Annotated in this window: 12 protein-coding genes; 6 read left to right on the plus strand and 6 right to left on the minus strand. The window is 43.0% G+C overall.

Going from position 1 to position 12,412, the window contains the following annotated elements; all coding sequences use genetic code 11:
- The first annotated feature begins 61 nt into the window (after nucleotides 1–61).
- Genes PR795_RS07950 through PR795_RS07960 form a run of 3 tightly spaced genes read left to right on the plus strand, consistent with a single transcriptional unit; the run spans nucleotide 62 to nucleotide 1,257 of the window.
- Nucleotides 62–397 (plus strand): ArsR/SmtB family transcription factor, encoded by a 336-nt coding sequence (locus tag PR795_RS07950; RefSeq protein ID WP_006660728.1) that lies wholly within the window; start codon nucleotides 62–64, stop codon nucleotides 395–397.
- Nucleotide 398: 1 nt separating this feature from the next.
- A complete protein-coding gene (locus tag PR795_RS07955; RefSeq protein WP_036968197.1) occupies nucleotides 399–836 on the plus strand; it encodes a YeeE/YedE family protein in 438 nt (145 codons plus the stop codon).
- A 4-nt stretch (nucleotides 837–840) separates the two neighbouring features.
- Nucleotides 841–1,257, plus strand: coding sequence for a DUF6691 family protein (locus PR795_RS07960; RefSeq protein ID WP_006661135.1), 417 nt, complete (start codon nucleotides 841–843; stop codon nucleotides 1,255–1,257).
- A gap of 155 nt (nucleotides 1,258–1,412) precedes the next feature.
- On the opposite strand, the gene metK is transcribed toward PR795_RS07960, so the two are convergent.
- Entirely contained in the window at nucleotides 1,413–2,564 is a 1,152-nt protein-coding gene (gene metK, locus PR795_RS07965) for a methionine adenosyltransferase (RefSeq protein WP_006661136.1), read from the minus strand.
- A 675-nt stretch (nucleotides 2,565–3,239) separates the two neighbouring features.
- On the opposite strand from metK, the gene speA reads away from it, so the two are divergent.
- Together speA and speB are read left to right on the plus strand one after the other, a co-directional pair.
- A complete protein-coding gene (gene speA / locus PR795_RS07970; RefSeq protein WP_006660732.1) occupies nucleotides 3,240–5,144 on the plus strand; it encodes a biosynthetic arginine decarboxylase in 1,905 nt (634 codons plus the stop codon).
- Between the two features lie 13 nt (nucleotides 5,145–5,157).
- Nucleotides 5,158–6,078, plus strand: coding sequence for an agmatinase (speB, locus tag PR795_RS07975; RefSeq protein ID WP_006661143.1), 921 nt, complete (start codon nucleotides 5,158–5,160; stop codon nucleotides 6,076–6,078).
- Between the two features lie 58 nt (nucleotides 6,079–6,136).
- On the opposite strand, the gene PR795_RS07980 is transcribed toward speB, so the two are convergent.
- Nucleotides 6,137–7,012: an alpha/beta hydrolase gene (locus PR795_RS07980; protein ID WP_036961757.1), complete on the minus strand. Its 876-nt coding sequence runs from the start codon at nucleotides 7,010–7,012 to the stop codon at nucleotides 6,137–6,139.
- 218 nt (nucleotides 7,013–7,230) lie between these two features.
- On the opposite strand from PR795_RS07980, the gene PR795_RS07985 reads away from it, so the two are divergent.
- Nucleotides 7,231–7,470 (plus strand): hypothetical protein, encoded by a 240-nt coding sequence (locus PR795_RS07985; RefSeq protein ID WP_006661145.1) that lies wholly within the window; start codon nucleotides 7,231–7,233, stop codon nucleotides 7,468–7,470.
- 8 nt (nucleotides 7,471–7,478) lie between these two features.
- On the opposite strand, the gene PR795_RS07990 is transcribed toward PR795_RS07985, so the two are convergent.
- The 4 genes from PR795_RS07990 to leuD form a co-directional block, all read right to left on the minus strand.
- Entirely contained in the window at nucleotides 7,479–8,207 is a 729-nt protein-coding gene (locus tag PR795_RS07990; protein WP_036961763.1) for a TerC family protein, read from the minus strand.
- Between the two features lie 62 nt (nucleotides 8,208–8,269).
- Nucleotides 8,270–8,953, minus strand: a complete 684-nt coding sequence (mutH, locus tag PR795_RS07995) for a DNA mismatch repair endonuclease MutH (RefSeq protein ID WP_006660737.1) — start codon at nucleotides 8,951–8,953, stop codon at nucleotides 8,270–8,272.
- A 569-nt stretch (nucleotides 8,954–9,522) separates the two neighbouring features.
- Entirely contained in the window at nucleotides 9,523–11,199 is a 1,677-nt protein-coding gene (gene sgrR / locus PR795_RS08000; RefSeq protein WP_181480123.1) for an HTH-type transcriptional regulator SgrR, read from the minus strand.
- A gap of 610 nt (nucleotides 11,200–11,809) precedes the next feature.
- Nucleotides 11,810–12,412 (minus strand): 3-isopropylmalate dehydratase small subunit, encoded by a 603-nt coding sequence (gene leuD / locus PR795_RS08005; RefSeq protein ID WP_006660740.1) that lies wholly within the window; start codon nucleotides 12,410–12,412, stop codon nucleotides 11,810–11,812.

Genomic DNA, 12,412 nt, shown 5'->3' on the forward strand with positions numbered 1-12,412 from the left:
TAAGTTAATATATTATTATTAAGTATAATGATATCTGTAAGTAAGTAGCTAGGACACGAAGATGCAAAAGAGTGAACAACCCAACTCAGAACAGCTGCTTTTAGCAATGACTCAAGCGGCAACGCAAACGGCGTCATTATTAAAAACACTGGGGAATCCAGATAGACTGTTATTGCTATGCCAATTAACCCAAGGTGAAGCGTGTGTGAGTGATTTAGAAGCGTCACTCGGTATTCAACAGCCCACATTGTCACAGCAGTTAACCGTGTTAAGAAACGAGGAATTGGTAGCGACTCGTCGCGAAGGTAAACGCATTTATTATTCTATTGCAGATGAGAAATTGTTTATCTTACTCAATACTTTGTACCAACTTTATTGTCCTGTGAAGGGGAATTAATATGACGATTGATTGGGTCAATTTCACGCCATGGTCAGCGGCGATTGGCGGTATTTTAATTGGTTTAGCGGCAGCAATATTACTGATTTTAAATGGTCGGATTGCAGGGATCAGCGGGATATTAGCGGGGGTTCTTAAGCCCGTGAAAGGGGATACGGCTTGGAAGCTCGCTTTTATTGTCGGTATCTTAGTGGCACCGCTACTGTTTACTGCCTTTGTGTATGCACCTGAAGTTACGATTACCACCAGCACGCCGTTACTCATTGCCGCTGGGCTGTTAGTAGGATTTGGTACTCGACTCGGCGGTGGATGTACTAGCGGCCACGGTATTTGCGGTATGGCAAGGTTTTCCCGCCGCTCCATTATTGCGGTCGTTATTTTCATGCTGGTGGCATTTATCACGGTTGCCGTCATTAATCATTTTGGTTTAAGAGGGTAATTCAATGCCAATCATCGTTGCGTTAGTCTCTGGAATTTTATTTGGATTGGGGTTGCTGCTGGCTGGTATGGGTAATCCCGCTAAGATTTTGGCTTTCTTGGATATCACTGGCAATTGGGATCCATCGCTATTAGTGACGATGGTCGTTGCCATGGTCATCAGTGCTATTGGGTACCAGTTCGTGAAAAAGCGCAAATCCAGTGTGTTAAATTGTCCATTGCAGATCCCAACCAGCAAGCTTATTGATAAGAAGTTACTTATTGGTAGTGCATTGTTTGGCTTAGGTTGGGGACTTGGGGGGATTTGCCCAGGACCTGCCATTTTATTAACGGGTATGGGACTGACTCAAGGTATTTTGTTTACGCTGGCGATGATAGCGGGAATGGCCATTTTCCAACTATTTCAGCGTACTGAAAAATAATCATGGCTCTGGGGCAACTAACCTGTTTATCCAACACAAAATATGAAGCAAGTGGAAAGGTTATTTGATTCATCGAGGTGGTTATACATTACAGATATAAAAAAACCCATCATAATGATGGGTTTTTTGCTAATCGTCAGAGACGTTAGCGGAGATTACAGACCTGCAGCTTCGCGCAGTTGTGCCGCTTTGTCGGTTTTTTCCCATGGGAATTGTGGACGACCAAAGTGACCGTAAGAAGCCGTTTGTTGGTACATTGGGTGTAACAGATCCAGCATTTGAATTAGACCGTAAGGACGTAAGTCAAAGAATTCGCGGACTAATTTTACAAGCAATGCTTCGTCAACTTTACCCGTACCGAACGTTTCTACCATGATAGAGGTAGGCTCTGCGACACCGATAGCGTAAGAAACTTGGATTTCACAACGGTCAGCTAAACCTGCAGCAACGATATTTTTTGCAACATAACGCGCAGCATAAGCAGCAGAACGGTCAACTTTTGATGGATCCTTACCAGAGAATGCCCCACCACCGTGACGTGCCATACCGCCGTATGTATCGACGATAATTTTACGACCAGTTAAACCACAGTCACCCATTGGCCCGCCGATAACGAAACGGCCTGTTGGGTTGATGAAGTATTTAGTCGCTGGAGATAACCATTCCGCAGGTAGAACTGGCTTGATGATCTCTTCCATAACCGCTTCGTGTAAAGCTTTTTGGTCAATATCTTCTGAGTGCTGTGTGGACAGAACTACCGCGTCAATACCGACAATTTTGTTGTCATCGTATTGGAAGGTGACTTGGCTTTTCGCATCTGGGCGTAACCATGGCAGTGTGCCATTTTTACGAACTTCAGCTTGGCGCTGCACTAAACGGTGTGCATAAGTCACCGGTGCAGGCATCAATACGTCAGTTTCGTTAGTTGCATAGCCAAACATTAGACCTTGGTCGCCAGCGCCTTGTTCTAAAGGATCTGCACGGTCAACACCTTGGTTGATGTCTGGTGATTGTTTACCAATTGCGCTTAATACTGCGCAAGAGTTGGCATCAAAGCCCATGTCTGAACTGGTATAACCGATTTCACGAACGGTTTTACGCGTAATTTCTTCAATATCGACCCATGCACTGGTCGTGATTTCACCACCAACCATGACCATGCCGGTTTTGACATAGGTTTCGCAAGCTACGCGCGCTTTTGGGTCTTGTTCAAGAATAGCATCAAGGACCGCATCAGAAATTTGGTCAGCAATTTTATCAGGATGCCCTTCTGATACGGACTCAGAAGTAAAGAGGTGTGTAGACATGAGATTAATACCTTAAGAATTCAAAGAACATTATAGTTGGATGTTTTAACATCTAGACGGCTATTCTAGACTTTTCAATGAAGAATTTCTACCTGTTTTTCAGCCTAAAATGATAAGCGCATAAATGGCTAATTCAGTTAGTTTTATCGTGAATGTGAAATTTTAGATAATTTGCTTTTGCATTTTAGGGCTATTCGAGGTATAAACTGCGACCGTAGCGGATGGTTGTTATTTCTCGCTATATGCCAGCAGGTCAGCCATGAGTCTGCTTTCTATCAGGAATGTTTATAACCGATTGAATTTTAATAGATGATTAAAATTCCCAAGGGGAAAACAGTTATATTGGGGGTTAATGGGCGATGATCCATAATCTACTGAATAACAGTATCCAACCGTCGTACGCGGATCGCCGTGTGACATTGGCTTTTACTTTCCTGTCTTTGTTTACTTCGTCACGAAGTTACCGTCATACCTATCATAGATCCTTAATACTTAGTCAGTAATCTGCTAGGTTTGTGGATGTATATTGTCACCGTTTAGACGTTCTAAGCACTTTTAATTACAATCTGAGTATCGCTGTTTCCCTGACATTACTGCCCAGTCGCACCATGCCTTTGGTGGGAGCTTGTCTGGAAGGAGAACGCATCACTCACCCCTCCATACTAGGAGTTTATTATGAATGATAATATCGCTCGCAAGATGCGCCAAACTTATAATGTTGCGTATTGGGGCGGTGGTTACTATCAGGTGAATGAGCGCGGAAATGTCTGTGTTTGCCCAAATCCTGAAAACCCTGACACTTTTGTTGATTTAGCTGAATTAGTTTACCAAGTTAAAGAAGAGCAGGAGCACTTACGCTTACCTGCGCTGTTCTGTTTCCCTCAAATTTTGCAGCACCGTTTGCGCTCTATTAACGCAGCATTTAAACGTGCGCGGGAATCTTATGGTTATAAAGGTGACTATTTCTTAGTCTACCCCATTAAAGTTAACCAACAGCGCCGAGTCATTGAATCATTAGTGAATTCGGGTGAGCCTTTAGGGTTAGAAGCAGGTTCAAAAGCAGAGTTAATGGCCGTGTTAGCCAACGCGGGTCGTACTCGCACCGTGATTGTGTGTAATGGCTATAAAGATCGCGAATATATTCGTCTCGCCTTAATTGGCGAAAAACTGGGTCACAAAGTGTATCTGGTTATCGAAAAAATGTCTGAGATCGAGATGGTGCTAGAGGAAGCGAAAAAGCTGGAAGTGACGCCTCGTTTAGGCGTGCGCGCCCGTTTGGCGTCCCAAGGCTCAGGCAAGTGGCAAGCCAGTGGTGGTGAGAAATCCAAATTTGGATTGGCAGCGACCCAAGTTTTGCAACTAGTGGAGATTTTACGTAATGCGAACCGTTTGGATAGCCTGCAATTACTGCACTTCCATTTAGGTTCACAGATGGCGAATATTCGTGATATCGCAACAGGTGTTCGTGAGTCAGCACGTTTTTACGTCGAGTTGCACCAATTGGGTGTCAACATTCAATGTTTTGACGTGGGTGGTGGCTTAGGCGTTGATTATGAAGGAACCCGCTCCCAGTCTGATTGCTCGGTTAACTATGGTCTGAACGAATACGCGAATAATGTCATTTGGGCGATTGGTGATGCGTGTGAAGAGTTTAACTTGCCTCATCCAACCGTAATCACCGAATCTGGTCGTGCGTTAACGGCTCACCATACGGTTTTAGTCTCTAACGTCATTGGTGTTGAGCGTAACGAATTTACGAAAACCACACCACCTAGTGAGGATGCTCCGCGTTCACTGGTCTCGTTATGGGAAACGTGGGAATCCATGCAGCATCAAGGTAACAGCCGCTCTTTACGTGAATGGCTGCATGATAGCCAGTTTGACCTGCAAGAAGCACATACTCAGTATGCACATGGTGTATTGGACTTAACACAGCGCGCATGGGCAGAAGAGCTATACTTGAATATCTGTCGCCGTATTCAGCAAGATTTAGACCCAAGTAATCGCGCTCACCGTCCAATTATCGATGAGCTGCAAGAGCGTATGGCGGATAAATTCTATGTGAACTTCTCGCTATTCCAATCGCTTCCTGATGCTTGGGGAATTGACCAAGTTTTCCCTGTTTTGCCGATTGAAGGCTTAGACAAGCCACTAGATAGACGCGCTGTATTACTGGATATTACCTGTGACTCCGACGGGATTATTGATCATTATGTTGACGGCGATGGGGTCGAAACCACCATGCCAATGCCAGCATATGATCCAGAAAATCCGCCGATGATTGGCTTTTTCATGATTGGGGCGTACCAAGAGATTTTAGGCAACATGCACAACTTGTTTGGCGATACCGCTGCCATTGATGTATGGGTCGATAGCCAAGGTAGTATGCGTTACTTGCAAAGCGAAGAAGGCGACTCTGTGGCTGATATGCTGCAATACGTGAAGTTGGTCCCTGAAGTGTTGCTAGAAAGCTTTATTGAGCAAGTTAAAGGCACCGGACTTAGCGATGAGCTACAAAAAGATTTTGTAAACGAATTTGAAAGTGGGTTGTACGGCTACACTTACTTAGAAGATGAATGATTAAGGAACAGTGATGATTAATAGCACATTAGGAAATCAGGTTGATAACTCACTGGTTTCAAACGCATTTGGTTTTTTACGTTTTCCGTTGAATTTCCAACCTTATAGCTCTGATGCGGATTGGGTGATCACGGGAGTGCCGTTTGATATGGCAACCTCAGGACGGGCGGGTAGCCGTCATGGACCTGCTGCTATTCGCCAAGTCTCAACTAACCTCGCGTGGGAAAGCCACCGCTGGCCATGGGATTTTAAATTAAAAAATAAGCTCAATGTGGTTGACTGTGGTGATGTGGTTTTTGCATTCGGTGATGCGCAAGATATGTGCGATAAGCTGCAAGCACACACCGAAAAACTACTGGAATCAGGTAAGCGCTGTTTAACATTTGGTGGTGACCACTTTGTGACTCTGCCGTTACTGCGCGCTCATGCAAAACACTTCGGTAAAATGGCATTAGTGCATTTTGACGCACATACCGATACGTACGGTAATGGTAGCTTATATGACCATGGCACGATGTTCTATCATGCGCCGAAAGAAGGTTTGATTGACCCTAATCATTCAGTCCAGATTGGTATTCGTACTGAACATGATTCGGACAACGGCTTTACAGTGTTAGATGCCGCTCAAGCCAACGATCGTGGTGTCGAGGATATGGTTGCTCAGATCAAACAGGTCGTCGGTGATATGCCGGTGTATCTGACATTTGATATTGACTGTCTGGATCCGGCTTTTGCGCCAGGAACCGGAACCCCAGTCATTGGTGGGTTAACATCAGATAAAGCGTTAAAACTGTTACGTGGTATTCAATCCCTGAATATTGTTGGAATGGATGTGGTCGAGGTTGCTCCAGCGTATGACCAATCTGAAATTACTGCATTAGCTGCCGCGACTATCGCGTTAGAAATGCTGTACATCCAAGCGTCTAAGAAGTAAAACGCCATTGATAATATAGGGTGCCTCAATGTGTTCATTGGGGCACCTTTTTTATTGTTTAAAGGCTGTGCTCTTTCAGTTGGGCAAGGATTGAATATGCTTGTGTCCATAGCACGGACCCTGCTTCATGAGAAAATAGAAAATGTTCATTGTGGGGAAAACGCTGAGCGAGTGTTTTACCAAAATCCGGTGAATGAACAGCGCTGACATCTTGCTCGCCATACCAGAGTGCAACTGGGCAGTGAATATCTTCAGGATTAAATTGCCACGGTTGTAATGCTAGTAATAAATCCTGCACATAACCTTGATTTCCCTGCATAAATGCGCGTTCCATACAATCACTGTAAGCAGCTAAAAAACTCTCTTCACTGTAAATTTGTTGATCAATTTCCGCACTGCAATTCAGAATAAATGCCAGTAGCCATTGTGATGTCACATTTCTCATTAGCCATTCAGATAGTGCCTCTGGCGTATGAATGGCTTGTTCCTGCATATTAATGACATCTTGTTTTAAATGATTTCTCGTTTCAGGAAACTCGAATTGATCTTGCCCAGAAACCAGTGATAGGGAAACAGGGGAACAGTAGTAGGCTAGTGCCATCGCAAAAACAGCACCTTGGGAGAAGCCGACGACGGAAAAAGACGGGATTTCCTGAGCATCGAGGAGTTGCTGAATATCTCGCGCAAAACGTTGTAGGGATTTATGCTCATCAAAGGCGGATTGACCTAATCCTGCACGCTCAGGGGTGATTAATCGAATATTGAGCTCATCAAGACGATCAATCCCAAAGCCAAGCGTACCGCTCATGCCAGCACCGGTACAAAAAATAACGGGAAAACCTTGTTCAGGTCCTGATTCATACCAACACAGAAGTCGCCCATCGGACAATTTCATCGACATGTGGCGAGTATTGGATATTTTGTTGCTATACATAATAAATACCTACAAGATAGAATTTTTAGTGCGACATGTTGATTTCTATCGCGAGTCATCAATGACTTTACAATTGTTATTTCCTATTTGCTAAAGCAGGTTTGTAGGGCAAATAAATGGGGCCTGCTTTAGATCAGCTTAGAATTTTAAATTAAGAAATAAGCTAATTACAAAATATACGCTCAATTAAGGCTATTTTACAGTCAAAAGGACAATTTATGGCATTTTCAGACTCAGAAAAGCAAATTTTATTATCAGTAAAAGGTGTGGGACCGATGGTGATCAGCCGATTAGAACAAATGGGGTTTTCATCATTAGCGCAATTGAGTGAAGCCTCTTATGAAGAGATTCTTATTTCTGGTGCGGCATTAACGGGGTCGAGTTGTTGGAAAAATAGCCCTCAGGCTAAAAAAGCGGTGGAAGGCGCCATTGCCGCAGCTAAGGACGCCTTACGCTAAGGTCTCTATTATTGTTTGTTTTTCATTTTCCACTTTTTACTGCGCAGAATATTGAGCATCTGAACTGACATTGAGAAAAACATCGCAAAGTAGATATAGCCTTTCGATACGTGAACTTGAACGCTTTCAAGTAATAAGGTAAAGCCCACCAGAATTAAAAAGGATAAGGCGAGAATTTTGATTGAAGGGTATCGTTCGACAAAATCACCAATCGGCTTCGCGGCGAACATCATAATCATCACGGCGATAATCACGGCTGCCATCATAATAAAAAGATGGTCAGATAACCCGACTGCGGTGATCACGGAATCTAAGCTAAAGATAATATCCAAGATGGCTATCTGTACAATTGCCCCCCAAAAAGAGGTCACTTTTTTCTGAGCGATCCCATCATCATCTTCCCCTTCGATGGTATCGAAAATCTCCTGACTGGATTTCCAAATCAGGAATAGTCCTCCCGCACACAAGATAAGGTCACGAGCAGAAACGGTATGTTCAGCCAATGTAAATAGCGGCGTGGTAAGCCGTGCAAGCCACGCAATAGAAGCCAGTAACGCTAAGCGCATTCCCATTGCGGCGATTAACCCAATGCGTCTGGCGCTGTTTTGTTGATGAGCGGGCAATTTACTGACGACAATACTTAAGAAAATAATATTATCGATACCCAATACGACTTCCAAAATTGTTAATGTTGCCAATGCCATCCAAGCATGGGGATCTAAGAACCACTCAAACATCTTATTGCCTTAAAAATGGAATAACGAATCGTCTGTTTTGGCACAGGCGATGCCTTGAACAATTAACCGAGATTAAAGTGCCGTGCTAATAATGGACCTGTAAAATCTTTTTTTAAATAGAAACCTCTCGGCAACGTCATAATGGGCTGACCCAGCTCACCAATACCTTCGGTTAGCGCTCTATTGTTTGCGGCTTTGGGGCGAATCTGTAGGACTTGCCCATGACGAGCTGTAATCGTTTCGACTTTTCCAAGCACGATTAAGTCCATCAACTCTTCCCAATCCTGACGTAAAAGTTGCTCCTCAAGAGGGGAAGGGCTCCAAATCAGTGGATTTGCAACACGTCGTTCAGCAAGCGGAATTTGACGTTCTCCCTCAATGGGAAACCATAGGATACGTGAAAGTTTGCGACGTACGTGGCTATTTTCCCATGTGAGTCCACTATTGCCAGTCAGTGGGGCAATAGAAACAAATGTGGTTTCTAAAGGGGCACCATGGCGATCAATGGGAATCGTTTTAAGCTCGATACCTATGTTCGCAAAATCTTGTTCGGCTTTACTGCCTGCGGTTGCACCTAAAAAATACTCTAACAAGGTACCGACCCAACCTTTATCTCGTTTAAGATCGGGAGGAATGGGGATCCCCGCTGCGGTGGCTAGCTCACCAAGTGTATAGCCCGCAAGGGCTTGAGCACGAGCGAGTAAGACTGTTTCATTTTCAGGAGGAGAAGGTGGTGTAAATGACATAGCCAGTAGAATGTAATTGTGTTTAAAAAATAACCAGAAAAATGGTCACAGGATAGGAAGAGTATAACACTTTTTAGTCACTGTATTTAACTGCATGATATATATATGTATATTGAATAATAATCACTGACGAAATTATGAATATTTAGGGTTATTCAACTTCATCCCAAGATAACCACAGGATCATGCACTAGGTTATCCACAGGATTTCTGGATAACTGTGAAAAACAGTGATTACTGTGTGCATTTACAGCCTTGACTAATGTCATTTATTGAAGCTCGTCACAAAAAGCGAGTAAGTTAAGTACATTCCTTGTGGATAAAACATGCATTGATTGATATTTGCTCAGTTAGACTCCTAAGAAAAAAACATCAAAAAGTAGACAGTGGATATCTCATGGGGAATTTATTCATCATCATGATTTATAATGCTTTATTTTTTTGTATGGTTTTTTGTTAGAAATGAACGATTAGGATATACCCTGATTACTATCTGGTTGTTAACATAGATATCCACAGAAAAAGTGAATAAAATCCATTTTACTCACGTTAACTGTTTATAACTATCATCAATTCTGTGTATTATCCTCAGTTGGCTTAAACCAAGCCGATTTAAAGTCAAACCAACCGAAGGTATTCATGCGTACACCTCGCATTGTTCTTTGCCCTTGAAGTTCTAACCAATGGTGAAAAATAGGATGGAAAACTTGGGAGTCAATTAAACTTTCACACCACGATTCAACATCCAATTTTTTCTGGCGCCACAGTTGTAACTCTCCATCGAGGCTTTTTCCTAAACATTGGCGTAATAACGGCATTTCATACAAAGTGGCAAAGATAGAAAATTCGAGCGGCTTGTAAAAATTGGCTGTAGAGAGCCAAATATCACTTTCAGCGTTACCATTAAACCAATCATCGTAGTCGACAATATTAATTTTTAACTCAACACCTTGGGTCTCCAATACCCGCTTCATAATTTGGCTTATCGCATAGAATTCATGATGATGGCGATAAAAAGTCACGGTTAGCTCTGTTAAATCTTCAGGTTTTGTACGCTGAGATAACATCTTACTGTGGTGCCAGTGAAGCAATAATCCATAGGCGGGCGCCCAATGACGTTGATAAAAAGATTCACAGTGTGCCAGTAAATTAACCGGTGTTAAAAAGCTGCACAGCCATTTACGGACATCTTCACGTTGAGATATGGCGGAACGCTGGTCGAATAACAGAAAGTAGCATCCTTCTTCCATACGGCTCTCTAGCGAGTCATTGTGACGTTTGTCACCATCCATTTTTAATGTGGTACACACCATTTGCTCAGAAAGCTCAGGAACCACCCAAATTGTGACTTCATCCAGTAAGGCTCGATAGCCAAAGTAGCGATCAAATGCGCTGATGGTTAGCTTCTGCGGAATATTGGTTTCGACTACATAAGGACCCGTACCAATGGGGCGTTGGCTAAAGTGCTCAATGGTTTCCCACTCTTTAGGAAGTATCGCGGCGTGAGGGCTTCCGAGTAGCCAAGGAAATTGCGTATCAGGATGACTGAGATGGACATCGATAACATACGGTTGCGGTGAGGTGACGGTCTGAATATGGGAAAATAGTGGCCAGCAGCGTTTTAATCTGAGTAACGAATGAATGATATCATCCACTTGCATTTCACGCCCATGATGAAAGTAGATAGCAGGGCGTAAATAGAAACGCCACTGTTGGTCATTGATAGCTTGCCAGTGATGGGCAATACCATCTTCTACTTCCCCTTTTTCCTCATTTAAGTGGGTTAATCCATTAAATATTTGGCTCATTAAATGGATTTCAGAGCGACGCATTGGTGTGCCAGGTAATAAATTCGGGAAATCGCGATAATAAATGATACGTAGCAGGTTTTTCCCTTGCCGATAACTGCGCTCCAGCTCTGATAAGACCATCTGGCGAATCGTTTCTTTATCACCCACGAGGGCGACTAATTTTTCAATGCTTTCTTCTTTTAATAACTGTTCTGCTTGTGCTTGCTGAAGCTCTAATCCATTGATATGAAAAATTAATGCGGAACGCTTTCCTCGTCCCGCTTCGGCTTGCCAACTGAGCCAACCATGAGCTTGCATATTATTGAGTAGAGTACGTACATGGCGACGAGAACAAAACAGGATCTCCGCAATATCTTGCAAAGTGGTTTCGCTGTTTTTTCCCTGAAAATGTTGCCACAAGCGAACAAATTGGGTTTGTAATCGAGAACTAGACATAAAAGAGGAACTCCGGAAAAAATTGCATCAATTTTAATATCCTATATTCCGTAGATAATAAGAGGCAGTAAGTAGCTCTATTGACCTGTCTGTTGCAGGTTTACTCCCCCATTTATTGAGTAATGGTATATTTACCAGCCGGTATGTGAATGCATATCGGCTTTTTTTCTTTTTTCTTCATATTTCACGTTGTGGCTGTGTTGGCTTCATTCGACTACTCAGGTCATATACTTATGTATGCTTCCCGAGATATCCTCATTTTGTCGCCTTGCCACAACATGAACTATTTTGAGAAAACGGTTTGATTAAACCCAGAATCATGATTATTTGAAATCATGGCATATTCAGAATTAATGGGGAAGGATTTATTGGTGGGCGCGGTTTGTTGGAGTTGAGTTCTACTTTTATGAAGACAAATAGGTAAGAAAAAGCCCACCGAAGTGGGCTCAGACCATGGACAAACCCATCAGGTTTGGGAATGGCTCTTTTAGGTTGTAAAATTAACAAGGAAAATCAATTTATTGATTTTCGCCTGATAACACAAAGAGGGAAAAACCACGCTTTTATCCCTCTTTGTCATCAACCTAAGCCCACCGAAGTGGGCTGGAGATTAATTCATAAAGGCGGGGAGTTTTTGTTCATAATCTTTAATTTGGTCGACGTGCTGTAATGTCAAACCAATACTATCTAAACCATTCATCATGCAATGGCGGCGGAAGCTGTCAATTTCAAAGGTATAAACTTTATCTCCTGCGGTAACGGTTTGTGCTTCTAAATCAACCGTAAATTGGCAACCTTCGTGGTTTTTAACATAGTTAAACATCTCATCAACTTGTTGCTCGCTTAATTTGATGGGCAACAATTGGTTGTTAAATGAGTTACCGTAAAAGATATCGGCGAAGCTTGGTGCAATAACGACTTGGATACCAAAATCAGTTAATGCCCACGGCGCGTGTTCACGGGATGAACCACACCCAAAATTCTCGCGAGCTAACAGAATGCTGGCACCTTTAAATACCGCTTTGTTCAAGACAAAGTCAGGGTTAGGTTGCTGCCCTTTATCATCTAAAAAACGCCAGTCATTAAATAAGTGCTGACCAAATCCGGTACGCGTGACTTTCTGCAAAAATTGTTTGGGAATAATCGCATCAGTGTCCACGTTCGCGGCATCTAAAGGGGCGACAATTCCAACATGCTTAATAAACTTATCCAT

It is taken from the genome of Providencia sp. PROV209, from assembly GCF_028479485.1.
Lineage (GTDB): Bacteria > Pseudomonadota > Gammaproteobacteria > Enterobacterales > Enterobacteriaceae > Providencia > Providencia alcalifaciens.